This is a genomic window from Dactylosporangium sp. NPDC049742, from assembly GCF_040674675.1.
GTDB classification, from domain to species: domain Bacteria; phylum Actinomycetota; class Actinomycetes; order Mycobacteriales; family Micromonosporaceae; genus Dactylosporangium; species Dactylosporangium maewongense.
Genome location: NZ_JBFANF010000111.1, coordinates 1 through 22,752 on the forward strand (window position 1 = coordinate 1; position 22,752 = coordinate 22,752).

The window sequence follows — 22,752 nt, forward strand, 5'->3', positions numbered from 1 at the left end:
GGCCGGCGCTGATCGGGCTCGGCATCGCTCTCGGTATCGGCGCAACACTGACACATCTCGTCGCACGGACAACCGGGCAACCGGCCTCCTTGGCCGGCCTCGCCACCGCCCAGGTCGGTGTGCCCGTCGCCGCGGCGACCCTCGGCACACAGGAGCACTTGCTGGCCGACGGCGAACCCGCCGCGCTGATCCTGGGCGCGCTCATCACCATCACCGTCGCGACCGCCGCGGCAGTCCTGGCCGCACGAGCCGGTCCGGCTCCGGCGCCCCCGCCCGGCCCTAGCGGATGAGTGGCCCACCGCGAGCGCTCCGACCGGCGCTGACGGTCCGCGAACTGCCGAACCTTCTGCTACCCCGAGGCACGCCGGGGTAGCGTGAAGGCGGAAGGCCGTTTCTCTGTGGTGGATTCCCGGCAGCTGGAGGCATCACGACCGCAGATCGTCGAGCAGCTCGGCGGCCTGCCGCCGGGCGGGTGTCGCACCTTCGCCGCACAGCAGCTGGACCGCCAGCGCCTCGACACGCCGCTCCGCGCGGCACAGTCGCAGCATCACGTCGCCGGTGTCGGTGGTCGGCGCCCACGTGTGTGCCGGTGCCGGACGCGCCTTCCGTTCTGTCGTCGCCTCGATCGTCGTCGCGTTCATCGCACTCGCCTCCGTCCTCGCTCTGCTCGATTCTTCGCTTCCCGAGCTCAGTTCAAGCTTTCCCGGGTTCCGTGCGCCGGTTCAGGCCGATGGTCCCGGGACGGCGCGACCTCCGGCCGCAGCTCGCGGACCGCGGCGACGATGTGCTCGACCACGCGGTCGACGGCGGTGGCCACGGCCGGGGTCAGGCCGGTGCCGTAACCGGTGTCCGCCGCCTCGATGCCGAGCAGCAGCATGCGGTCGGGAAGCCGGTCGAGTTCCCGGGCAAGGGCGACGGCGTCGCCGAGGTCCATCGCGTGGGAGCTGGCACTGCCACCTGGTCCGGTCGGGCAGTGGGGCATGAGCCGGCGGTGGACATGTCCGGCCGGGGCGTGGTGCGTGTGGACCGTGTCGACGACGACGGCGATCCGGCGCTGTTCCCACAGCGTGATGAGCGAGCCGGGGTCGCCGTCGCTCTCGGCGAGGTCGACCCCGGGCAGGTCGGCGAGTCTGAGCCGCTCGATGACCGCCGGGCCGGCGCCGTCGTCGCGGCGGAACGGGTTGCCGACCCCGATCACGACGACCGGCGGGTTCATCGGCGTTCCACGGTGAGGTCCAGGAAGTGGGTGGCGCAGGAGATGCACGGGTCGTAGTTGCGGATCGCCTGCTCGCATTGGGAGGTGAGTCGTTCGTCGTCGAGGTCCAGGCGGTCCTGCACGTAGCGGCGCAGATCGTCCTCGATGCTCGGCTGGTTCTGCGCCGTGGGCGGCACGATCCGGGCGCTGACGATCGTGCCGGCGGCGTCGATCTCGTAGCGGTGGAAGAGGGTTCCGCGGGGTGCTTCGGTGGCGCCGTATCCGATGCCGGTGCGCGGCGGCACCGCCAGGTGAGGCGGTGCCGGAGGCTCGTACGCATCGATGATGCGCAGGGCCTCGTCGAGGGCGTAGACCATCTCCACCGCGCGGACGACGATGCTGCGGAACGGGTTGTCGCAGCGCTCCCCCAGGCCCGCCGCTGCGGCGGCCCGGCGGGCCGGCGGGGACAGCGCGGCGTGGTTGAGCGTGTACCGGGCGAGGGGGCCGGTGAGGTACTTCCCGGCGCCGGCGAGTGCCGCGTGGAGGGCGGTCGAGTGCGCCGCCTGCGTCTCGACGATGTGGTGTTCGAAGTCGCGCACCCGGAACGACCGGCCGGCCGAGGTTCGCGGCTCTCCCCGGTCGATCGGGTACCGGTCCGGGTCGGTCAACGCGAGCAACTCGTGGTCGATGGTGAAGTCCGGGAACGGGAAGCCGGCGACCCAGTCGACGGTGGCGAGGGCGTGATCAAGGGCCGGTCGCAGGGTGTCGCGGGCGAGCGCGCGCAGCTCGTCCGGTGACGGGGCGTGGTAGAAGCCGCCGACGCGGATGTTGACCGGATGGATCGCACGGCCGCCGACGAGCTCGAGGATGGCGTTGCCGGCCTTCTTGAGGGCCAGCCCGCGCTCGACGGCGTCACGGTGGGCCCGCGCCATCTCGACGACGCCGGGGTAGCCGAGGAAGTCGGGTGCGTGCAGCAGGTACACGTGCAGTGCGTGGCTGGCGACCCACTCGCCGCAGTACAGCAGCCGGCGCAGCTCGGCGACCGGCTCGCTGACCCGCACGTCGCACGCGTCCTCGATCGCCAGGCAGGCGCTCATCTGGTACGCCACCGGGCAGATGCCGCAGATGCGGGCGGTGATGTCGGGTGGCTCGAGGTGGCCGCGGCCGCGCAGGAACGCCTCGAAGAACCGGGGCGGTTCGTAGATGCGCAGTTGCACGTCGGTCACCGTCGCACCGTCGACCCGCACGTGCATCGCCCCCTCCCCCTCGACCCGGGCGAGCGCACCGACGCGCAGCGACCGGTCGTTGCGGTGGCTCATCGCTGCTCCCCCTGCTCGGCGGCGGCCCGGAACTCCGGCTTGGCGGTGTGGAAGGTCCGGAAGACGCGGGCCACGTCGACCGGGGACATGCCGAGGCTGCGCAGCGAGGCGACCATGGCGTCGGTGTTGGGCTTCGCCATCGGGCCGAAGCAGCCGTAGCAACCGCGGCCGTACGCGGGACAGAGCGCGCCGCAGCCGGCCCGGGTGACCGGCCCCAGACACGGAATGCCCTGCGCCACCGTCACGCAGGTCGTCCCGCGCAGCTTGCACTCCTGGCAGACGCTGTGCACGGGCAGGCCCGGACGCCGGCCGGCCAGCAGGGCGGTCAGCACTCCGATGAGCTGGCGCCGGTCGATCGGGCACCCCGGCAGCTCCAGGTCCACCCGCACGTGGGCCGAGATCGGCGTCGACTCGGCCAGGGTCGCCACGTACTGCGGCCTGGCGTACACGACCGAGCGGAACTCCTCGACGTCGGCGAAGTTGCGCAACGCCTGGACACCGCCGGCGTTGGCGCACGCGCCGATGGTGATCAGCATCCCCGACTGCTCCCGGATGCGGTGGATCCGCTCGATGTCGTCCTGGGTGGTGACGGATCCCTCGACGAGGGAGACGTCGTACGGGCCTTCCACCACCGCGCTGGACGCCTCCAGGAAGTGGGCGATGTCGACGTGCTCGCTGAGCGGCAGCAGCTCGTCCTCGCAGTCGAGCAGGGTGAGCTGGCAGCCGTCGCACGACGCGAACTTCCAGACGGCGAGCTTCGGCCGTGCCGTCACAGTCATCACAGCTCCTTGACCGTCATCAGCGGGCCGGCGCGGTCGTAGGCGACCACCGGGCCGTCGCGGCAGACCAGCAGCGGGCCGAGCTGGCAGTGACCGCAGTGGCCGAGTCCGCACTGCATGTTGCGCTCCAGCGACAGCCACACCTGGCCGGCGGGCACGCCCAGGCCGACCAGGCCCCGCGCGGCGAACCGCATCATGATCTCGGGCCCGCACACGCAGGCGACCGTCGCGGCCGGCCGGTGGCCGAGCCGGTCATACAGCGCGGTCACCACTCCGACGTGACCGCCCCACTCGGTGGTGGCGCGGTCCACCGTCGTGTACACGTCCAGCCCGGCAGCCCGCCAGCCTTCGTACTCGCCGGGGTACAGCAGGTCGTCCGGCGTCCGGGCACCGATCAGCACGGCCACCCGCCGGTAGCGGTCCCGGTCGGCCATCGCGTGGAGGACGGCCGGCCGCAGTGGGGCCAGCCCGAGCCCGCCGGCGACGACGACCAGGTCGGAGCCGGCGGGTGCGGGCAGCTCCCAGCCGCGGCCGAACGGCCCGCGCACGCCGAGCATCGCGCCCGGACCGGCTCCGCACAGGGCGCCGGTGGTGGCGCCGACCGCCCGGATCGTGTGCAGCGGGCCGGCTGTGCCGTAGCCGGAGACGGAGATCGGCACCTCGCCCACCCCGAAGGCGTACAGCATCGCGAACTGGCCGGGCCGGAACACCGGCAGCGGCGCGTCGACCGGTTCGAGCGCGAGGGTGACCGTGTCGCCGGTCTCCCGCCGGCGCTCGGCCACCCGGTAGCGGGCGGCGGTCATCGTGGTCATGCGGGTGCCTTGTACAGGTCGAGCAGCCGGATCCTGGTCGCCTGCATGCGCTCCACGACGACGGCCATGAACCGCTTGGTCAGCTCGTAGCCGAAGCCGGGGTCGGCGTCGAGCAGCGTGCGGACCGCGGCGCCGTCGATCGCGATGCTGCGCACCTGGTCGACGGCGACCGCGCCGAAGTGCCAGCGGAACGGCGGAAACATCCAGGACCAGCCGAGCACCGTGCCGGCACCGATCGTCTCGATGACGGCGTCGCCGCGGCCGGGCACCCGGATGTCGAGGTGGACGCTGCCGTCGTGGATGAGCCAGAACCGGTCGGCCCGGTCGTTCTCCTCGAAGATCCGCGTGCCGGCGTCGAACGGCGCGGGGGACGCCCAGCGCGAGAGGCGCTCGACGTGCTCCGCCGGCAGGCCGGCGAGGAACGGATGCGTGACGAGCAGGTCGTGCGTGGTCGTCATGGCGTGTCCTCGGCCGGCGTGGGCGGGTGAGCGTTGAGGGCGTGCAGCTCGGCGGTGACGTCGATGCCGACCGGGCACCAGGCGATGCAGCGGCCGCAGCCCACGCATCCCGACTCGCCGAACTGGTCGTGCCAGGTGCCGAACTTGTGTGTGAGCCAGTGGCGGTAGCGGCCGGCGTTCGACTCGCGCACCGGCCCGCCGTGCAGCGAGGTGAACTCCAGGTCGAAGCAGGACTCCCAGGACTCCCAGCGCTCGGCGTGGTCACCGGTCAGATCCGTCGTGTCGGTGACCGAGGTACAGAAGCACGTCGGGCAGACCATCGTGCAGTTTCCGCAGGTCAGGCACCGCTGCGCCACGTCGTCCCACTGCGGGTCCGCCCGGTGACCGGCCAGCAGCGTGCGCAGGTCGGCCTCGGGAAGGGTCCGGCCCATCCGCGTCGCGGCGGACTCCACCGCCCGTTCCGCGGACCTGACGTCGTCGGCGGACGCCGGCGTCGCCGGGATACGGGCGAGCAGCGCTGCGCCGCCGGCCGTGCCGCCGTTCGCCAGGTACGTCCCGTCGGGGCGTTCGGTCAGCGCGATGTCGTAGCCGGTGTCGGCGCCGGGTCCGCCGCCCGCCGACACGCAGAAGCATGCGCCGCCCGGCTCGGTGCAGTTGACCGCGACGATGAGCACCTCGGCACGGCGGGCGGCGTAGCGTCCGCCGTCGCCCAGGACGTGGTCGAGCACGCCGATCGCGCGCAGGTCGCACGGGCGGACGCCGAACAGTGCCAGCCGCCGCGGCGGCGCGGGTTCGTCGGCGACCGTGAAGCCGTCCGCGGTGCGGTCGGCCGACCACAGCCGCTGCCGGGGTGGATGGAGGACCTGCTTCCACGACTGCGGCCCGGACGTGTGCGTGAACGCGAGCCGCTCGTCGCCGGGCAGCAGCCGGTAGACGCCGGCCTCGACCTCGGTCCGCCGGCCGTACGGCAGGTCCGCCGCACTCCCGATCTCGGTGAGCACGATCGCGTGTTCGCGCACCGTCGGGCCGATGACGGTGCGTCCGTCCTGTCGCAGGGCGGCGAAGAGGTCGTCGAGCCGGGACAACACCACCGGGGCCATCGAGCGCGCCTCCACAACTGAGCGGGTCAACAGCACTACCCCTTCAAGGCCGTTTCACCCCGATGTCAGCAGATCCGGGGAAGTTGCTCGCCGACGAGCATGTCGACGACGCGGCGGCCGCCGATGAGGGTGCGCATGACCACCCGCCCGGGGTGCTCCCCCACCACCGACCCGAGCCGGACCGCGTGCCGGCCCTCCGGCGTCGCCCGCATCGTGGCCAGCAGTGCCTCGGCGGACTCGGGCGCCACCACCGCCACCAGGCAACCCTCGTTGGCCACGTGCAGCGGATCCAGGCCGAGCAGCTCACATGCCGACGCCACCGGCGCCGGCACCGCGACCGCCGCCTCGTCGATCTCGATTCCCACCCCCGCCGCGGCGGCGATCTCGTTCAGCGCCGAGGCCACCCCGCCGCGGGTCGGGTCACGCATGACGTGGACCGCCTGCCCGGCCCCGGCCACCATCGCCGCGACGAGCCGGTGCAGCGGGCGGGTGTCGGAGGCGATGTCGGCCTCGAACCCGAGCGCCTCGCGCGTGCTCAGGATGGTCGTGCCGTGCGCGCCGATCGGCCCGGACAGCAGGACCGCGTCCCCGGGGCGCGCGAACGCCGCCGAAACCCGGGCGCCGGGCAGCCGGCGGCCGAGTCCGGTCGTGGTCACGAACAGGCCGTCGGCCGCACCGCGCCCGACCACCTTCGTGTCGCCGGTGACGACCGGCACCCCGGCGGCAGCCGCGGCAGCGCCGATCGACGCGGTGACCCGTCGGAGATCGGCGACCGGGAATCCCTCCTCGATGACGTACGCCACCGCGAGCGCCAGGGGACTCGCACCCATCATCGCCACGTCGTTGACGGTGCCGTGCACCGCCAGCACGCCGATGTCACCGCCGGGGAAGAACAGGGGGCTGACCACGAACGCATCGGTGCTCACGACGAGGTCCAGGCCGTCGACGCCGACCACGGCGGCGTCCTCCGGCACGGTCTCCGCGGCGGCGGCGCCGAGTGCCGGCACCACGACGTCGCGCAGCAGCTCCGCGGACAGCTGGCCGCCGCTGCCGTGGCCGAGCAGCACCTTCTCGGTCTCGACGAGCGGCACCGGGCACCCGCCGCGGGACGGGTCGGCGGCGGTCATCGCGGTCCCGCCGTCGGACGGGTCGGCGGCGGTCATCGCGGTCCCGCCGTGACCGCCGGGCGCACGCGCCCCGCGTTGTAGAAGGCGGCACACGTCCCTTCGGTCGACACCATCGGCGCGCCGAGCGGCGTGCGTGGGGTACAGAGGGTCCCGTAGGCGGCGCAGTCGGTCGGCACGCGCGTGCCCCTGAGGATGTCGCCGGCGATGCAGGCGGGGTGCTCCCGGGCACTCAGCCCGGAGACGGCGAAGCGCGACTCGGCGTCGTATCCGGCGAACTCGTCGGTGAGCGTCAGGCCGCTGCCCGGGATGGTGCCGATGCCACGCCAGGCGCGGTCGCCGATGCGGAACACCCGCCGGATCGCGTCCTGCGCCTGGGTGTTGCCCGAGCGACGCACCGCGCGGGCGTACTGGTTCTCCACCGCCGCACGGCCGTCCTCGAGTTGCCGGACGGCCATCAGGATGCCTTCGAGGAGGTCGAGCGGCTCGAACCCGGTCACCACGATCGGGACCCCGTAGCGGGCGGCGATCGGCTCGTACTGTGTCCAGCCCATCACCGCGCAGACGTGCCCGGCGGCGAGGAACGCCTGCACCTCGCAGTCGGGCGCGTCGAGGATCGCGGTCATCGCCGGCGGCACCAGCACATGGCTGACCAGCATGCTGAAGTTGGGCAGCCCTAGCTGGTGGGCCCGCAGCACGGCCATGGCGTTGGCCGGGGCGGTCGTCTCGAAGCCCACGGCGAAGAACACGACCTCCCGGTCGGGACGGTCGGCGGCGATACGGACCGCGTCGAGCGGCGAGTAGACCACGCGGACGTCGGCGCCGCGGGCGCGCAGTGCCAGCAGGTCGGTCCGGCTGCCCGGCACGCGCAGCATGTCGCCGTACGACGTGAAGACGACCTCGTCGCGCCCGGCGATCTCCAGGGCCTTGTCGATGAGCTCCAGCGGCGTCACGCAGACCGGACACCCCGGCCCGTGGATCATCCGCAGCCCTGCCGGCAGGAGCTCGTCGATGCCCTGCCGCACGATGGTGTGCGTCTGGCCGCCACACACCTCCATCAGCGTCCACGGCCGGGTGGCCGCCGCGCGGATCTCGGCGAACAGGCGCCGGGCGAGGGCCGGGTCGCGGTACTCGTCGACGTACCTCATGGCGCCGCCCCCGGTCCGCCGGCGAGCTCCTGCTCCAGGACGTCGCCCATCGCCTCCAGGACCTCCAGCGTCTGCCGTGCCTCGGCCTCGTCCACGACGCTGATGGCGAATCCGACGTGCACGATCACGTAGTCGCCCGCCTGCGCCTCCGGGACGTAGGCGAGGCACACCTCGCGTTCCACGCCACCGAAGTCGACCGGGCCCATGCGCAGGCCGCTCGTGTCGTCGACCGACACGATCCGGCCCGGGATGCCCAGACACATGCGGTTCACCCCCTCCACACCCGGGCGGCGGCGACCGCCGCCTGGCCGTAGCTGATCCCACCGTCGTTGCCCGGCACCAGCTCGTTGACCAGTGGCTCCAGCCCTGCCTCCGCCAGTCCTGCGACGACGGTCTCCACCAGGAGCTGGTTCTGCATGACCCCGCCGGACAGGCAGACGGTCCGCAGCCCGTGCCGCGCGGCGACGTCGGTGCACAGGGCGACGGTCACGGCGGCGATCGTGGCGTGGAACCCGGCCGCGAGCGGCCCCGCACCGGCGCCGTCCCGCACCGCGTCCAGCAATGCCAGCAGGGTCGGCGACGGGTCGTACACCACCAGGCCGTCCCGTGTCGTCAGCCGCCACGGCAGTTCGGGCGCGCCCGGAGAGCCTGCCGCAAGCGCCTCCAGCGCGACCGCCGCCTCCCCTTCGTAGGTCGCGTCGTCACGGACGCCGAGCAGCGCCGCGACCGCGTCGAAGAGCCTCCCCGCGCTCGACGCGACCGGGCAGTTGACGCCGCGCGCGACCATCCGGCGCACGGTGGCGACCTCGCGATCGGGCAACCGGCGCAGGAACGGCTCGGCTGCGCGCGGCACTCGTTCGTCGGGCAGTTCGGAGCCGAACAGATAGCCGAGCGCCATGCGGGCCGGGCGCCGCACCGCGGCTTCACCGCCGGGCAACGGCGCCCGGGCGAACCGTGCCACCCGCCGGTACGAGGCCAGGTCGGCGACGAACACCTCGCCACCCCACAACGTGCCGTCGTCGCCGAGCCCCAGCCCGTCGTACGCCACGCCGATGAACCGGCCGGTCACACCGTGCTCCGCCGCGCACGACGCGACATGCGCGTGATGATGCTGCACCGCGATCCGCCGCCCGACCGGCAGCGCCGCGGCATACTGCGTCGACAGGTACCCCGGATGCAGGTCGTGCGCGACGACGCCCGGCGTGAAACCCACGACACGGGACAGTTGCGCGAGGTTCGCCGTGAACGCCTCCATCGTGGCCTGCTGTTCCAGGTCGCCCGTGTGCGGGCCGACGAACGCGGTGCCGCCGTCGGCGAGTGTGAACGTGTGCTTGAGCTGAGCGCCGACGGCGAGCAGCGGCGGCCGCACGGGGACCGGCAGGGCGATCGGCTCGGGTGCGTAGCCGCGGGCGCGCCGCACGAGCGACGCCCGGCCGGCGACGACGCGGGTCACCGAGTCGTCATACCGGGACCGGATCGCCCGGTCGTGGCCGAGGAAGCCGTCGGCGATCCCGGCCAGCAGCCGCCGGGCCTCGTCGTCGTCGACCACGATCGGCTCGTCGGAGACGTTGCCGCTGGTGACCACCAGCGGGCGGGCCAGATCGGCGAGCAGCAGATGGTGCAGCGGCGTGGTGGGCAGGAACAGTCCGAGCCGCGGGACGCCGGGCGCCACGGCGTCCGCCACGAGGCCGCCCGCCAGCGGGACCAGCAGCACGACCGGGCGCGCCGGTGAGGTCAGCAGCGCCGCCTCCGCCCCGCCGACCCGGGCCAGCCGCCGCGCCGTCGCCACGCCGTCCACCATGACGGCGAAGGGTTTGGCCGGGCGATGCTTGCGTTCGCGCAGCCGGGCGACGGCGGTCCCGTCGGTCGCGTCGCAGACGAGCTGGTAGCCGCCGAGTCCCTTGAGCGCGACGACACCGCCGCGGCCGATGAGGTGCTCCGCCGCGGCGAGGGCGTCGTCGCCGTGGGCGGCCGCGACCGTGTCGCCCGGGCCGTGCCATGCCAGTCGCGGGCCGCATGCCGGGCAGGCGATCGGTTCGGCGTGGAAGCGCCGGTCCGCCGGATCGGCGTACTGCGCAGCACAGCCCGCGCACATCGGGAATTCCCGCATGCTCGTGCGTGCCCGGTCGTACGGCAGGGCGTCGACGATCGTCGCCCGGGGCCCGCAGTCGGTGCAGTTGACGAACGGATAGCGGTATCGCCGGTCGCCGGGATCGAACAACTCCGCCAGGCACCGGTCGCAGGTGCCGAGGTCCGGCGGAATCCGGCCGGGCGCGGCACCGGCCGTGCGCGGGCGGATCGAGAGGCCGACCCGGAAGCCGGCGCCGGGTGCCGGCGCGCGACCGTGCAGCTCACTCACCCGCACGTCGGCGACGCGGGCCTGGACGGGCGCCTCGGTCCGCAGCCGGGCGACGAGCGCGTGCAATGCCTCGGCAGGGCCGGCGGCCTCGACCACCACGACGCCGCCGTCGTTGCGGACACAGCCGTCCAGGCCCAGCCCGCGGGCCAGCCGGTAGAGGAACGGCCGGAAGCCGACGCCCTGCACCGTCCCCCGGACCTCGATACGGCGCGCCACCCGCGTCGCGACCGTCTGCACGAGTTCAAGTCTCGTCCTCGCGCACGCATCTGCACACGAAGTCCGGGACTTCTCACCCGTCACCCCCGGCGGCCGGCGTCGACCACCGCGTCGTACCGGCCGGTGCCGGCGCCGTCCGCCGCGGCGGCCACGGCAGCCCTGACCCGCCAGGCGTCGACCGCGAGCGCGGCGGCCGCGCCGATGGCGGGACGGCTGTCGAAACCGGCTGCGCGCAGCAGCCCGTGTGCGTCCCGGCCGACCCGTGCCCACCAGCCCGCCTCCGCCCGCCAGAGCGCATCCGGCTGCAGGACGTCGGCGAGTGCCCACGCGGCCGGGGCCGGAAGTGCCGCGACGAAGCCGGCGAACGAAGCGGCGTCGAGCGCGCGCCGGCCGAGCAGACCGGCCGCGCGGGTGTGGGCCGCCTCGGTGAGCGGCCGGCCGATGAACCAGCGCTCCCGCGCCACCATCAGCGCGAGGCCGCCCGCGGCCCACGGCTCGGCCGGAGGTACCGTCGCGGCGCGCACCGCCCAGGCGGCCCGCATGCCCTGTCCGATCGCGCGGGCTGTCGCGGTCCCGGGGTCACCCCACGCGGATGACGCCAGCGCCGCCCGCACCTGGTCCACTGTGAACGTGGCGGACAGCGGCGGCCGGGCGACCGCCAACGACCCCAGCCTGAACGGTGCAGGGCCGTCATGCCCCCGTCCGCGGCGCAACATCCGCTCCACGTTGCGGATCTCGAACCAGCCGGCGATCGCCCGCAACTGCTCGACGCCGTCCTGCGGCAGCCATCCCGCCAGGATCCGCAGGTGCCACAGCGCCGTGCGGGACACCGCATCCTGCACCGACTGCGCGTCCTGGCCCGGCCGCACCTCACGGCCGTACGGACCCGACGCCAGCAAGCCGATCGCCGCGTCGAGCCCCGGACTCCCGGCCAGCACCCGTGCCGAGGCCGGACCCACACAGCGCCGGGCGAGGGCGCGTGCCCGCACGGCGCCGGCGACGTGTGCCGCACCGGATCGCATACCCCCAGGATGCATCGCGGCGAGCCGTTGCCCGCCGTCCGGCGAGGGTAGGTAGCGACCATGACGACGCTGCGGCAACTCCTGCAACGCTTCCGGCCGGCCGGCCCCCCGGGCGCGGCCGGGCAGGCCGCGGTGCCCGCCGACCGGGCGGCTCGGGCCGAGGAGGAACTGCGCCCGGTCTTCTCCCTGCTCGCCGCCGCCGCCGCGGAAGCCGCCGCGATCCGGGCCGAGGCGGAGGCGGCGGCCGCGCAGCGACGGCGCCGGGCCGGTGTCGCGGCGCAACGGATCGTGACGGCCGCGCACGCCCGTGCACAACAGGCTCGCGCCGAGGCGTTCGCCGCGGTACGCGCCGACACCGCCCAAGCCATGGAGACCGTCATGGCCGACGCGCGGTGCACGGCCGAATCGTTGCGTGCCCGCGCCTGGAACCGCCTCGACGTCGCCGCGCCGTCGATCGTCTCGGCCGCGCTGGACGAGGTGTACGGCACCGGCCGGGGCCAGGGCACACCGTGACCACACCGGGGCCGGCGTCGTGGCGGCAACGGCTGCGGCCGGTGCGCATGACGCGCGTCGCCCTGGTAGCGCCCGAGGACACGCTCGACGCGGTCCTGGCCGAGGTCGGGCTCGCCGGCGTCGTCGAGCTGGAGCCGGTCGACCACGGCCCCGGCGATCCGGACGCGGTGGGCTTCGACCGGATGCGGGCCGCGGCGTTGCGCCGCCACGGCGCGGCCGCGTACCTGGGGTGGTGTCCCGAGCCGGCCCGAGGGGCGTTGGCCGACCGGCTGGCGCCACTCGGTGGTGCGCTCGCCGCGCTGCGGCCGCCGCCCGGAGCCGAGCCGCCGACGCTGCTCACCCGGGCCGGGCGGGTGAGCAGGTCGTTCGCGCCGATCGTCGAGACGTACGGCGCGGTGCCCTACGCCGACGTCGACCCGACGCTGCCGGCCGGCGTGGCCTACGTGGTGATGTTCGGGATGATGTTCGGCGACGCCGGTCACGGACTCGTCCTGGTGCTGGTGGCCGTATTGCTGGCCCGGCGCCCACCCCGGCGGTACCCCCGGCTTCGCGACGCGTGGCCGTTCGTCGCCGGCGCGGGCCTGGCCGCCACCGTCTTCGGGGTGCTCTACGGCGAGTTCTTCGGGCCCACCGGGCTGCTGCCCGCGCTGTGGCTGCGGCCGTTGGACGAGCCGGTGCGGCTGCTGGTCGCCGCGGTCGGGCTCGGCGGGGCGTTCCTGGCCGTCGCCTACGTGGTGGGCATCGTGAACCGCTGGCGGGAGGGCTCGGCCGGGTTGGCGCTGTACGCGCCGTCCGGCGTCGCGGGTGCCGCCGTCTTCGCCGGCCTGGCCCTGCTCGCGGTCGGCGTCTTCGCCGCGAGCATCCCGCTCGTCGCCGCCTCGGCGGCCGTCGCGGCCGCGGGACTGGCGTTCGCCGCCGCCGGCCTGCATGCCGCTGCGGGCGAGGGTGCCGCCGTGGCGCAGACCGTCGTCCAGCTCTTCGACCTCGTCGTCCGTATCTGCGCGAACCTGGTGTCGTTCGCCCGGCTGGCCGCGTTCGGGCTGACGCACGCGGCACTCGGCGCGCTCGTGTGGGCCGGCACGACCGGGCTGTGGCAACGGAGTGGGACGTGGACGGTCGCGGCGGTGACCGTCTTCGTGCTCGGCAACGCGATCGCGTTCGGCCTCGAGGCCGTCGTCGCCGGGGTCCAGGCGCTGCGCCTGGAGTACTACGAGCTGTTCTCCCGGGTGTTCGAGGGGACCGGCCGGCCCTTCCGGCCGTGGCACTGTGTTCCGGCTTCGAAGGAGGTTCAGCGGTGAACGCACTCTGGCTCGGCGCGGTGCCGGGAGTCCTGATGGTCGCCTGGGCCGTATGGCGATCCGCCACCCGGCGGCCCTGGCTGGTGACCCGCGCGCTGGTCCTGGTGAACGCCGTGCTGTTCGCCGCCGCCGTCTCCGCCGCGGCGCTGCTGCTCACCCCCTCCCGTGCCGGTGCGGGCACCACGGCGGTCGCCCAGGCCGGGACGGGTGACGCGAGCTGGGCGGCGCTGCTCGGCGCGGCCATCGCGGTGGCCGGCTCATCGATCGGCGCGGCGATCGCCGTGGCGTACACCGGCGCCGCGGCGCTGGCGGCGTTGAGCGAGCGTCCTGAGCTGTTCGGCCGTGCCATGGTGGTCGTCGGCCTGGCGGAGGGCATCGCGATCTACGGGCTCATCGTCGCGATCATCCTGATCGGCAAGGCGTGAGCATGGACGCGACGGCACGCGTCGCGGCGATCGGCGAGACCCGCCTGGTCCGTGGCTACGGCCTGGCCGGGGTCACGGTCGTCGCCGCCGAGGACGAACGGGCGGCCCAGGCCGCATGGCGGGAGCTCGACCCCCGGGTCGGCATCGTCATCGTCACCCCGTCCGCGGCCCGGGCCGTGGCCGCGGCCGGCGGGCCGGGTGGCCGCCTGCTCGCCGTCCTGCCGGACCCGGACGGTGCCGCATGAGCACGCCGGTCCGAGAGAGCCTCGAGCCGGTCCGTTCGGCCCTGCTGCACCGCGCGCAGACGGACGCCGCCGCCGTCCGTGCCGAGACCGCACGGTCCTGCACCCGGCTGCTGGCGGACGCCGGCGCCGAGGCCGAGCGGATCCTGGAGGTGGCGCGCCGCACCGGCCGCGCCGACGCCGCACGCCTCGCCAAGGCCGAGGAGGCGCACACCCGCCGTGCCGCCCACGCGCTCGTGCTGGCGGCGCAGCGGGACGTGTACGACGAACTGTGCCGTCGCGTGGCCGAGGCGCTGCGAGCGGCGCTCGACGACGGGCGGCTCGGCCCCGCACTCGCCGCCCGGGCCGCCGCTGCCCTCGGTCCGGGCGCGACGGTCGAACCGGCGACCGGTGGCGGCTTCACGGCCCGCCTCGGTGACCGGCGCGTGGACTGCTCCGTCGCGTCGCTCACCCGGCATGCCGTCGAGTCGGCCGAAGTGGTGGCGGAGCTGTGGCGATGACCGCACGGGGCAGCGACTCCGGGCCGGCCGCCCGGATCACGCGGGTCAGCGGGCCGCTGGTGCAGGTGGACGGCGCCGACGCCGCCATGCACGACGTGCTCGAGCTCGGCCCGAGCCGCTCGCCCGGTGAGGTGGTCGCCGTCCGGGGCCCGGCCGTCACCGTGCAGGCGTACGAGTACACCGGCGGCCTCCGCCCGGGAGACGCCGCCGTCCCGCTCGGCCGTCCACTGGCGGCGCCGCTCGGACCGTGGCTGCTCGGTGGGCTGTTCGACGGCCTGCTGCGCCCCCTCGCCGGCGGCCCGGTCTGGCTCACCGCGGGGTCGCTCGCCGCCGCGCCGGCGCAGGGCACGACCCGGCGTTTCACCCCGCTGGTGGCGGAGCGCGACACGGCCGGACCGGGCGGGATCCTCGGCACCGTCGCCACCGGCGGCCCGATCGAGTTCCGGGTGCTCGTCCCGCCACAGGTGTCCGGCACCGTCCAGCAGGTCGCCGCACCCGGCGACTACGGACCCGACGACGTCCTCGTCACCGTCGGGACGGCACCGGTGACGATGACCACGTCGTGGCCCGTACGCACCCCGCGCCCGTACACGGCCCGCCGCCCCGCGGACGCACCCCTGCTCACCGGGCAGCGCGTGGTCGACGCGTTCTTCCCGATCTCCAAGGGCGGCACGGCGGCGGTGCCGGGCGGCTTCGGCACCGGCAAGACCCTCCTGCTGCAGCAGATCGCCAAGTGGTGCGACGCCCATGTCATCGTCTACGTCGGATGCGGCGAGCGCGGCAACGAGATGGCCGACGTCGTCGGCGAACTGTCCACACTGGAGGACCCCCGGACCGGTGGCCGCCTGCTCGACCGGACCGTCGTGATCGCCAACACGTCGAACATGCCGATGATGGCCCGGGAGGCCAGCATCTACACCGGCGTCACCGTCGCCGAGTTCTACCGCGACATGGGCTACGACGCGGTGGTCATCGCCGACTCCACATCACGCTGGGCGGAGGCGCTGCGCGAGTTCGCGTCCCGCAGCGGAACACCACCGGCCGAGGAGGGCTACCCTGCCGACCTCGCCTCGGCGCTGGCCGCCTTCTACGAACGGGCCGGCGCCGTGCGGACGCTCGGTGGCGGCTCCGGCTCGGTCACGATCGTCGGCGCGGTGTCCCCGCCCGGCGGCGACATGACCGAGCCGGTCATCGCGAACACCGAGCGGTTCGTGCGCTGCCGATGGACGCTCGACCGGGATCTCGCCTACGCCCGCCACTACCCCGCGGTGTCCTGGTCGGCGTCGTTCTCCCGCGACGCAGGCCTGGTCGGTGCGGACTACGCCCGTCGCGGGGACCCGGGCTGGGACGCCCGGCGGGCCCGGGCGCTGGACGTGCTCGCCGACGCCGACCGCATCGCCGCGCTCGCCGACCTCGTCGGCACGGGCGGGCTGCCGGCGCACGAGCGGATGACGCTGCTCGCCGGCCGGCTCCTGCGCGACGGCGTCCTGCGACAGAACGCCCTCGTCGCGACCGACGCCCACTGCACGGCCGTGAAGTCGGCGGCGCTGCTCGACGCCGTCCTCACCGTGTGCGACCGCTGCCACGCGCTCATCGACGCCGGCGCCGCGCCGGCCAGCATCGAGGCGATCGACTTCGGCCCGCTGGCCCGTGCCCGCGAAACGCTCGGTCCCGCCGACGCCGGCGGCGTCACCCGGCTGCGCGACGCGGTCCTGGCCCAGCTCGACGCGACAACCCCGGGGACGGCGGCATGACCGCATGGCCCGCGGTCGAATACGCCGACATCCGGGAGCTGCGCGGCCCCCTGGTCGTCGTCGGCGGCGTCTCGGGAGCCGGCTACGACGATGTCGTCACCGTCCGCCTGCCCACCGGCGCCCACCGGCACGGCGTCGTGCTCGAGGTCGACCGCGACACGGCAGTCGTCCAGGTCCTCGAGGGAACGGCGGGCATGGGCCGCCACGGCAGCACCGTCGCGTTCGCCGGCGCACCGATGCGCATCGCTGTCGGCGACCGTTGGCTGGGGCGCACCTGCAACGGCCGCGGCGCGCCGATCGACGGCGGGCCGCCCGTCACCGGCGAACGCAGCGCGGCGGTCGCCGGGGCACCCCTCAACCCGACGTGGCGCGAACCACCGGCCGAGCCGGTCACCACGGGCGTCTCCGCGGTCGACGCGCTGACCACCCTGGTGCGCGGCCAGAAGCTCCCGGTGTTCAGCGTCGCGGGCCTGCCACACCTCGAACTGGCCGTCCAGATCGCCGCGCAGTCCCATGTCGGCGGCGCACCGTTCAGCGTGGTCTTCGCGGGCATGGGCCTCACCCACGCCGACGCCGCGTACGTCCGGGACGCCCTGGACGAGCGGGCCACCGCCGGTGAGCTGGTGCTGCTGCTGAACACTGCCGACGATCCGGTGATCGAGCGGATCCTCACGCCGCGGCTGGCACTGACAGTGGCCGAGGATCTCGCGTTCACCGGCGGCCGGGACGTCCTGGTCGTGATGACCGACATGACCAGCTATGCCGAGGCGCTGCGGGAGGTGTCGTCGGCCCGTGGCGAGCTGCCCGCCCGGCGGGCCTATCCGGGGTACCTCTACACCGACCTCGCCTCGCTCTACGAACGGTGCGGCCGGATCCGGCACCGGCCCGGCTCGGTGACGATCCTGCCGGTGCTGACCATGCCCGCCGGGGACATCACGCATCCAGTGCCGGACCTCACGGGGTACATCACCGAGGGGCAGATCGTGCTATCCACCGAACTGCACGGCCGGGGCGTGTATCCGCCGGCCGACCCGCTGTCGTCGCTCTCCCGGCTCATGCGCCACGGGGCCGGCCCGGGCCGCACCCGGGACGACCACCTGCCGCTCGCGGCGCAGGTGCTCGCCGCCTTGTCACGGGCCCGGCAGACCCGCGAGCTGGCCGACCTGATCGGGGCGGCGGCGCTCGGCGACGTGGACCGCCAATACCTCGGCTTCGCCGACGTCGTCGAACAGCGGCTGATCGACCAGCGGCCGGACGAGGCGCGGACCCTGGACGACACGCTCGACCGGGCGTGGCAGGCGGTGCGGACCCTGCCGGATCGGGAGCTCGTCATGCTGCCCGAGGCGATCCGCGCGGCACACCCCGCCGAGGTCGCCGGATGATCGCCCTGCGCCATGTGCCGGTGGGCCGTTCGGGCCTGCTGTGGCTGCGCCACCGCCTCGAGGTCACCCGGCACGGCAGCAGCGTCCTGCGGCGCAAGCTCACCCTGCTCGCCACCGAACACGACCGCCTCCGGCGGCGCCGGGCCGAGGCGGCCAGGAACTGGACGGCAGCCGACGCGGCGGCCCGCGGCCGGCTCGACCGTGCCGTGCTGCTCGACGGCCTGGAGGCGATCGACGCGGCGGCCGAGATGCCGCCGGCCGAGGTCTGCGTGCCGTGGACCGCGGTGATGGGCGTCCGCTGCCCGGGAGAGCCGTCGGTGCTGATCCCGCAACGCCCCACACAGCTGCCGGCGCCGGGAGGGGCCGCGCTCTCGCAGGCCGAGGCGGCGTACCGCGCGGCGGCGCTCGCCGCGGTGAGGCACGCGGCCGCCGACGCGGCGCTCACCGCCGTCGAGAGCGAGATGGCAGCCACCCGGCGGCGGGTACGGGCACTGGACCGCCACTGGATCCCGGCCCTGGAGGCCGCGCTCGCCGCCCGGACCCTACAGCTGGCGGAGCTGGAGGCGGCCGACCTCACCCGCCGGCGCAGCGGCCCTCGGCTGGCGGCACCCGCGCCCGGTCACATCGGTTCGTCGGGTTCCTGAACACCGCCCGGGAGGTGCGCGATCATCACCGGGCAGTGCGCACGGTGGAGCAGGCGCAGACCCACCGAGCCGAGCAGCAGGCCGGCGAACCCGCCGTGTCCGCGGCTGCCGACGACCGTCAACTGCGCTCGCTGCGAACGCTCGACGAGCACATCGGCGGCGTCGCCGGCGACACCGTGGCACTCCCACCGCACGTCCGGGCAGCGCTCGCTCGCCCTGGCCACCTGCTCGACCGCCTGCTCGGTCAACGCGCGCTGGACCTCGGCCGTGTCGTACACCAACGGCGGCGCACCGACCGGCACCGGCACCAGCGGCGTCTCCACGGCCCGCACCGCCACCAGGCCGCAGCCGCGCTGCCGAGCCTCATCGAACGCGAGGGCCAACGCGCGGTCCGATGGCTCGGAGCCGTCGACGCCGACGAGGACGTCACCGGTCGGGTCGGTCCGTCCCCGCACTACCACCACCGGACACCTCGCGTGGACGGCGACCTGCTGGCTGACCGAGCCGAGCACGGCCCCCACGGTGGCGTGCCGGCCCCTGGTCCCCAGGACCAGCAGCGCCGCGTCCTCTCCCGCCGTCAGCAGTACCTCGGCCGGATGCCCCTGCACCGCCTCCGTCCGCACGTCAGCCTCAGGACGCACGGCGAACACCTCCCGCGCGATGTCCGCGACGAGCCGGTCGGCGGACCGGCGCGCGGCCTCGGCGAGCTCACCCGCCGGGGCCACTGCGGCCAGCGGTGTTCTCCAGTAGTACGCGACCACCACGCGCAGCGGCGCATCTCGCCGGACCGCCTCCGCCGCCGCCCAGCGCACGGCCTGCGTCGAACGCTCCCCGCCGTCGGCGCCTACCACGACCGCCCTGTCGTCGTTCACGTCAACCTCCGCTCGACGGCTCGCGTGCCTACGATCTCCACTGCGGCGACCACCACACCCGGACGCGACCGATTCACCCGCGGCGGACGACCGGCTGCGGGGCCCGCCGTCACCCGCCCCTGCCGTTCGCCTCGGTCTTGGGCGAGAATGACGTGTACGGGCAGGGCGCATTCCTCCGAACGCCGGACGGCGGCATCACGGGCTGGAGGCAACCATGACCTACCGGATGAACGCCGTCGACTGTCTGACCACGGATGGCCGGATCGTCCGGCTCCGCACGATCCGGCCGCAGGACGCGCCGGCCCTGCTCGCCCTGCACCAGCGGCTCTCCCCGGCGAGCCGGTACCTGCGGTTCTTCAGCGCCGGCACGGCACTGGACGGCGAGGTCCGCAGGCTCACCCGGCCGTCGGGGCCGGACCACGTACACCTGCTCGTCGAGGAGCGCGGCAGCGTCCTCGCCGCCGGCTCCTATGAACGAGTCGACGCGACACGGGCCGACTTCGCGCTCGTGGTCGACGACGACCACCACGGCGAGGGCCTCGGCACGCTGCTGCTGGAGCATCTGGCCGCCGCCGCGCGACGGACGGGCATCACCGACCTGGTCGGCGACGTGCTGCCGTGCAACGCCGCCATGCTGCGGGTGAGCGGGAACCTCGCGCCGGGTGTCGGCCGACGGCTCGAGGCCGACGCCGGCACGCTCCAGATCCGGGTGCCGACACTGCCGGACGAGGCGGCGCTGGCCGCCGTCGGGCTGCGGGACCGCACCGCGGCGCACCACTCGTTGCGCCCCCTGCTCGCCCCGGCCTCGGTGGCCGTCATCGGTGCCGGACGGCGCGCCGGGGGGATCGGCCACGAGGTGCTCGCGGCGCTGCGAGCCGGCGGCTACACCGGGGCCCTCCACGCGGTCAACCCGCACGCCGCGCAGGTGTGCGGGGTCGCCGCCCATCCCAGCATCACGGCGATCGGCGGCGCCGTGGACCTCGCCGTCATCGCCGTTCCCGCGGCGGCGGTCCCCGAGGTGGTGCGCCAGTGCGGCACCGCCGGCGTGCGCGCCGCGATCATCCTGACCGCCGGCATCGAACCGGCGACCCAGGCGGCCCTCGTCCGCCAGGCACGCCGGCACGGCATGCGAATCCTCGGCCCCAACTGCCTCGGCGTGGTGAACACCGACCCCGCCGTGCGGCTGACCGCCACCTTCGCCCCGGCACCGCCCGTTCCGGGCGGCTTGGCGGTGGCGTCGCAGTCCGGCGCCATCGGCGTGGCCATCCTCGACGCGACCGCCGACTGCGGCATCGGCATCTCCAGCTTCGTGTCACTCGGCAACAAGACCGACATCAGCAGCAACGACCTGCTCAGCTACTGGGCCGACGATCCGGCGACCCGCGCCGTCGCCCTGTACGTCGAGTCCTTCGGCAACCCGCGCCGGTTCGCCTGGATCGCCCGGGCCCTTGCCAGCCGCAAGCCGGTGCTGGCGGTCAAGAGCGGCCGCTCGGAAGGCGGCAGGCGGGCGGGTGCCTCGCACACCGCCGCCGTCGCGGCGCCGGACACGGCGGTGGCGGCGCTGTTCGAACAGGCCGGCGTCATCCGCACCGACACGCTCGGCGAACTGCTGGACACCGCACGGGTGCTGGCCGACCAGCCGCTGCCGACCGGCAACCGCCTCGCCGTGGTGGGCAACGCGGGCGGGCTGAACGTGCTGGCGGCCGACGCCGCCCCGGCCGCGGGCCTCACCGTGCCCACGCTGGCCCTGCCCGGCCGCACGCCCGCCGGCGTGAACCCCGTCGACCTCGGCGCCCAGGCCACCGCCGAGACCATGAGCGGGGCGATCCGTGCGGTCGCCCGGTCCGGCGAGGTGGACCTGCTGGTCGTCACGTTCGTCTCCACGAGGACCAACGACACCCCCGCCACGATCGCGGCCATCGCCGCCGCGGCCGACGACTGCCCGCACCTGCCGGTCGCCGTCGTCGTGGTCGGCGCGCCCGACATGCCGAGAACACTGGGGGCCCGCAAGGTGCCGGTGTTCGACCTGCCGGAGCCGGCAGTGCTGGCGATGGGCCGCGCGGCGCGGTACGCCGCCTGGCGCCGCGAGCCGGTCGGGAACCGCCCCTCGCTGCACGACGTCGACCACGGCGCGGCCCGTGGCATCGTGCGGCGGGCACTGGCGACCGGCGGCGGCTGGCAGCCCGCCGACGTGGCCAGATCGCTGCTGACCTGCTACCGCGTGCCGGTGGTGGAGACCCGCATCGCCACGGACGCCGACGAGGCGCTGCGCGACGCCGAATCGCTCTCCTATCCGGTGGCGCTGAAAGCCGCCGCACCAGATCTCGTGCACAAGAGCGACATCGGCGCCGTGCGGCTCGGTCTCGCCGACGAGGCCGCGGTCCGTGCGGCGTACCGGGCGGTCGGCGTTGCCATCGGCACCGAGCGGCCTGCCGTGACCGTCCAGCCCATGGCCGATCCGGGCGTGGAGATGGTGGCCGGCGTGGTCCACGATCCGCTGTTCGGCTCGCTGCTCATGCTCGGCCTCGGCGGTGTGTACACGGACCTGCTCGGCGACCGGACGCTCCGGCTGCTGCCGCTCACCGACCACGACGCCGCGGCGATGTGGCGCGGACTGCGCGCCGCGCCGCTGCTGACCGGCTACCGCGGCGCAGCACCCGCGGACACCTCGGCGCTGGAGGATCTGCTGCTGCGCCTCGGCCGCCTCGCCGAGGACTTCCCCGAGATCGCGGAGCTCGACCTGAACCCTGTCCTCGTCGGCCCGCGCGGCTGTACCGCGGTCGACGTGAAGCTGCGCTTGGCGCCGGTCGGCACCGAACCCGACCCGTACCTGAGGCACCTCGCCACTACGGACGGCCGGCCCTCGAGCTGACGTCGTCAGGGCACCACCGGATCCGGGGCTCGCGTACCGGCACCGCTGCCCGACCGGGCCCTGCGCGGCAAGAGACCTACGAGGCGATTTCCCTTCGCCAGCATTGCCTGGATCAGGTCGTGGGGATCGCGGTCGACCTCTCGGTCGTTCAGCCTCTCAGCTCAACTGTCACCCAGTTGGGCTCTCCCGCACGTCTCGTAGGCCTACCGCCCAAGCTACGTCGAGTGCGTGACCGCGTGGGGTGAGTCATCGGGGCATCGCGACAGCACGCCCCGGAGTTGCGGCCGGCGGCAACGAGGTTTCGTCGATTCCCAGGCGGGAAGCCAGCAGCGATGGCACACGAACTGATCGCGAAACCATAGTCCCTCGGCCTGATCGGGAACCGCCCAAGGAGTGGAGGAACCTTCGGACCGCCACACCACGAGGAGCCGACGATGCACGTCAAAGACATCATGACAGCGCCGGTGCACACCGTACGTGCCGAGGCGCCGCTCGACGACGCGGTGGCGCTCCTGGAGCGGGAGTCCATCACCGCGGTGCCCGTCGTGGACGAGCGGGACGTCCTGGTCGGGGTGATCAGCGAGCTCGACGTGCTTCGGCAGCAGACAGCCGCCGCGGTCGCAGGCGTGGCTCCGGGCGGCCGGGGCGCCCCCACGCCGCGCGTCGGCGAGGTGATGTCCAGTCTGCCGCTGGTGGCCTGGCCCGAGGCCGACGTCTC

At 74.6% G+C, this 22,752-nt stretch carries 23 protein-coding genes, 1 pseudogene and 1 riboswitch; of the genes and pseudogenes, 11 read left to right on the plus strand and 13 right to left on the minus strand.

Annotated features, from left to right (window positions below; genetic code table 11):
• Positions 1-290 (plus strand): annotated as a pseudogene (locus AB0J72_RS56635) (hypothetical protein); the annotation flags it as partial.
• A gap of 135 nt (positions 291-425) precedes the next feature.
• Here the strand turns inward: AB0J72_RS56635 and AB0J72_RS56640 are convergent.
• Genes AB0J72_RS56640 through AB0J72_RS56695 form a run of 12 tightly spaced genes read right to left on the minus strand, consistent with a single transcriptional unit; the run spans position 426 to position 11,532 of the window.
• Positions 426-641, minus strand: a complete 216-nt coding sequence (locus AB0J72_RS56640; RefSeq protein WP_363416830.1) for a hypothetical protein — start codon at positions 639-641, stop codon at positions 426-428.
• 47 nt (positions 642-688) lie between these two features.
• On the minus strand, positions 689-1,216 hold the full coding sequence (locus AB0J72_RS56645) for a hydrogenase maturation protease (RefSeq protein WP_363416833.1): 528 nt from the start codon (positions 1,214-1,216) through the stop codon (positions 689-691).
• Positions 1,213-2,514: a Ni/Fe hydrogenase subunit alpha gene (locus tag AB0J72_RS56650; RefSeq protein WP_363416836.1), complete on the minus strand. Its 1,302-nt coding sequence runs from the start codon at positions 2,512-2,514 to the stop codon at positions 1,213-1,215. Before AB0J72_RS56650 ends, AB0J72_RS56645 begins: the two co-directional genes overlap by 4 nt.
• On the minus strand, positions 2,511-3,293 hold the full coding sequence (locus AB0J72_RS56655; protein ID WP_363416839.1) for an oxidoreductase: 783 nt from the start codon (positions 3,291-3,293) through the stop codon (positions 2,511-2,513). Before AB0J72_RS56655 ends, AB0J72_RS56650 begins: the two co-directional genes overlap by 4 nt.
• Positions 3,293-4,105, minus strand: coding sequence for an FAD/NAD(P)-binding protein (locus AB0J72_RS56660; protein ID WP_363416842.1), 813 nt, complete (start codon positions 4,103-4,105; stop codon positions 3,293-3,295). Before AB0J72_RS56660 ends, AB0J72_RS56655 begins: the two co-directional genes overlap by 1 nt.
• Positions 4,102-4,563, minus strand: a complete 462-nt coding sequence (locus AB0J72_RS56665) for a cyclic nucleotide-binding domain-containing protein (RefSeq protein WP_363416845.1) — start codon at positions 4,561-4,563, stop codon at positions 4,102-4,104. The genes AB0J72_RS56660 and AB0J72_RS56665 overlap by 4 nt, the downstream gene beginning before the upstream one ends.
• On the minus strand, positions 4,560-5,693 hold the full coding sequence (locus AB0J72_RS56670) for a 4Fe-4S dicluster domain-containing protein (protein WP_363416848.1): 1,134 nt from the start codon (positions 5,691-5,693) through the stop codon (positions 4,560-4,562). Before AB0J72_RS56670 ends, AB0J72_RS56665 begins: the two co-directional genes overlap by 4 nt.
• Positions 5,694-5,728: 35 nt before the next feature.
• The gene (gene hypE / locus AB0J72_RS56675) at positions 5,729-6,826 is read right to left on the minus strand and encodes a hydrogenase expression/formation protein HypE (protein ID WP_363416851.1); all 1,098 of its coding nucleotides are present in this window, start codon (positions 6,824-6,826) and stop codon (positions 5,729-5,731) included.
• Positions 6,823-7,935, minus strand: coding sequence for a hydrogenase formation protein HypD (gene hypD, locus AB0J72_RS56680; RefSeq protein WP_363416854.1), 1,113 nt, complete (start codon positions 7,933-7,935; stop codon positions 6,823-6,825). The genes hypE and hypD overlap by 4 nt, the downstream gene beginning before the upstream one ends.
• Positions 7,932-8,198 carry a HypC/HybG/HupF family hydrogenase formation chaperone gene (locus tag AB0J72_RS56685; RefSeq protein ID WP_363416857.1) on the minus strand — a complete coding sequence of 89 codons (267 nt, stop codon included), beginning with the start codon at positions 8,196-8,198 and terminating at the stop codon, positions 7,932-7,934. Before AB0J72_RS56685 ends, hypD begins: the two co-directional genes overlap by 4 nt.
• Positions 8,199-8,203: 5 nt before the next feature.
• On the minus strand, positions 8,204-10,531 hold the full coding sequence (hypF, locus tag AB0J72_RS56690; RefSeq protein ID WP_363416860.1) for a carbamoyltransferase HypF: 2,328 nt from the start codon (positions 10,529-10,531) through the stop codon (positions 8,204-8,206).
• A gap of 59 nt (positions 10,532-10,590) precedes the next feature.
• The gene (locus AB0J72_RS56695) at positions 10,591-11,532 is read right to left on the minus strand and encodes a hypothetical protein (RefSeq protein ID WP_363416862.1); all 942 of its coding nucleotides are present in this window, start codon (positions 11,530-11,532) and stop codon (positions 10,591-10,593) included.
• Between the two features lie 60 nt (positions 11,533-11,592).
• Here AB0J72_RS56695 and AB0J72_RS56700 point away from each other — a divergent pair, with 60 nt between their 5' ends.
• From AB0J72_RS56700 to AB0J72_RS56735, 8 genes are read left to right on the plus strand one after another with little or no spacing between them, the layout of a single operon-like run.
• On the plus strand, positions 11,593-12,045 hold the full coding sequence (locus AB0J72_RS56700; RefSeq protein WP_363416865.1) for a hypothetical protein: 453 nt from the start codon (positions 11,593-11,595) through the stop codon (positions 12,043-12,045).
• On the plus strand, positions 12,042-13,343 hold the full coding sequence (locus tag AB0J72_RS56705) for a V-type ATPase 116kDa subunit family protein (protein WP_363416868.1): 1,302 nt from the start codon (positions 12,042-12,044) through the stop codon (positions 13,341-13,343). The genes AB0J72_RS56700 and AB0J72_RS56705 overlap by 4 nt, the downstream gene beginning before the upstream one ends.
• Positions 13,340-13,768: an ATP synthase subunit C gene (locus tag AB0J72_RS56710; RefSeq protein WP_363416871.1), complete on the plus strand. Its 429-nt coding sequence runs from the start codon at positions 13,340-13,342 to the stop codon at positions 13,766-13,768. The genes AB0J72_RS56705 and AB0J72_RS56710 overlap by 4 nt, the downstream gene beginning before the upstream one ends.
• 2 nt (positions 13,769-13,770) lie before the next feature.
• Entirely contained in the window at positions 13,771-14,013 is a 243-nt protein-coding gene (locus tag AB0J72_RS56715) for a V-type ATP synthase subunit F (RefSeq protein ID WP_363416874.1), read from the plus strand.
• Positions 14,010-14,510: a hypothetical protein gene (locus AB0J72_RS56720; protein WP_363416877.1), complete on the plus strand. Its 501-nt coding sequence runs from the start codon at positions 14,010-14,012 to the stop codon at positions 14,508-14,510. The genes AB0J72_RS56715 and AB0J72_RS56720 overlap by 4 nt, the downstream gene beginning before the upstream one ends.
• Positions 14,507-16,264 carry a V-type ATP synthase subunit A gene (locus AB0J72_RS56725; protein ID WP_363416880.1) on the plus strand — a complete coding sequence of 586 codons (1,758 nt, stop codon included), beginning with the start codon at positions 14,507-14,509 and terminating at the stop codon, positions 16,262-16,264. Before AB0J72_RS56720 ends, AB0J72_RS56725 begins: the two co-directional genes overlap by 4 nt.
• Positions 16,261-17,646: a V-type ATP synthase subunit B gene (locus AB0J72_RS56730; protein WP_363416883.1), complete on the plus strand. Its 1,386-nt coding sequence runs from the start codon at positions 16,261-16,263 to the stop codon at positions 17,644-17,646. Before AB0J72_RS56725 ends, AB0J72_RS56730 begins: the two co-directional genes overlap by 4 nt.
• Positions 17,643-18,290 carry a V-type ATP synthase subunit D gene (locus AB0J72_RS56735; RefSeq protein WP_363416886.1) on the plus strand — a complete coding sequence of 216 codons (648 nt, stop codon included), beginning with the start codon at positions 17,643-17,645 and terminating at the stop codon, positions 18,288-18,290. The genes AB0J72_RS56730 and AB0J72_RS56735 overlap by 4 nt, the downstream gene beginning before the upstream one ends.
• Here AB0J72_RS56735 and AB0J72_RS56740 read toward each other — a convergent pair.
• Positions 18,266-19,162 (minus strand): universal stress protein, encoded by an 897-nt coding sequence (locus AB0J72_RS56740; RefSeq protein ID WP_363416889.1) that lies wholly within the window; start codon positions 19,160-19,162, stop codon positions 18,266-18,268. The genes AB0J72_RS56735 and AB0J72_RS56740 overlap by 25 nt on opposite strands.
• Before the next feature lie 214 nt (positions 19,163-19,376).
• On the opposite strand from AB0J72_RS56740, the gene AB0J72_RS56745 reads away from it, so the two are divergent.
• Entirely contained in the window at positions 19,377-22,034 is a 2,658-nt protein-coding gene (locus AB0J72_RS56745) for a GNAT family N-acetyltransferase (RefSeq protein WP_363416892.1), read from the plus strand.
• Between the two features lie 72 nt (positions 22,035-22,106).
• A riboswitch (TPP riboswitch) is annotated at positions 22,107-22,232 on the minus strand.
• 236 nt (positions 22,233-22,468) lie between these two features.
• The coding region (locus AB0J72_RS56750) for a CBS domain-containing protein (RefSeq protein ID WP_363416895.1) at positions 22,469-22,752 on the plus strand (284 nt) is incomplete at its 3' end.

Coding starts and splice junctions, on each gene's coding strand:
- AB0J72_RS56640 (WP_363416830.1), bottom strand. CDS start 641: ATGAACGCGACGACGATCGAGGCGACGACAGAACGGAAGGCGCGTCCG.
- AB0J72_RS56645 (WP_363416833.1), bottom strand. CDS start 1,216: ATGAACCCGCCGGTCGTCGTGATCGGGGTCGGCAACCCGTTCCGCCGC.
- AB0J72_RS56650 (WP_363416836.1), bottom strand. CDS start 2,514: ATGAGCCACCGCAACGACCGGTCGCTGCGCGTCGGTGCGCTCGCCCGG.
- AB0J72_RS56655 (WP_363416839.1), bottom strand. CDS start 3,293: ATGACTGTGACGGCACGGCCGAAGCTCGCCGTCTGGAAGTTCGCGTCG.
- AB0J72_RS56660 (WP_363416842.1), bottom strand. CDS start 4,105: ATGACCACGATGACCGCCGCCCGCTACCGGGTGGCCGAGCGCCGGCGG.
- AB0J72_RS56665 (WP_363416845.1), bottom strand. CDS start 4,563: ATGACGACCACGCACGACCTGCTCGTCACGCATCCGTTCCTCGCCGGC.
- hypE (WP_363416851.1), bottom strand. CDS start 6,826: ATGACCGCCGCCGACCCGTCCGACGGCGGGACCGCGATGACCGCCGCC.
- hypD (WP_363416854.1), bottom strand. CDS start 7,935: ATGAGGTACGTCGACGAGTACCGCGACCCGGCCCTCGCCCGGCGCCTG.
- AB0J72_RS56685 (WP_363416857.1), bottom strand. CDS start 8,198: ATGTGTCTGGGCATCCCGGGCCGGATCGTGTCGGTCGACGACACGAGC.
- AB0J72_RS56695 (WP_363416862.1), bottom strand. CDS start 11,532: ATGCGATCCGGTGCGGCACACGTCGCCGGCGCCGTGCGGGCACGCGCC.
- AB0J72_RS56700 (WP_363416865.1), top strand. CDS start 11,593: ATGACGACGCTGCGGCAACTCCTGCAACGCTTCCGGCCGGCCGGCCCC.
- AB0J72_RS56715 (WP_363416874.1), top strand. CDS start 13,771: ATGGACGCGACGGCACGCGTCGCGGCGATCGGCGAGACCCGCCTGGTC.
- AB0J72_RS56720 (WP_363416877.1), top strand. CDS start 14,010: ATGAGCACGCCGGTCCGAGAGAGCCTCGAGCCGGTCCGTTCGGCCCTG.
- AB0J72_RS56725 (WP_363416880.1), top strand. CDS start 14,507: ATGACCGCACGGGGCAGCGACTCCGGGCCGGCCGCCCGGATCACGCGG.
- AB0J72_RS56730 (WP_363416883.1), top strand. CDS start 16,261: ATGACCGCATGGCCCGCGGTCGAATACGCCGACATCCGGGAGCTGCGC.
- AB0J72_RS56735 (WP_363416886.1), top strand. CDS start 17,643: ATGATCGCCCTGCGCCATGTGCCGGTGGGCCGTTCGGGCCTGCTGTGG.
- AB0J72_RS56745 (WP_363416892.1), top strand. CDS start 19,377: ATGACCTACCGGATGAACGCCGTCGACTGTCTGACCACGGATGGCCGG.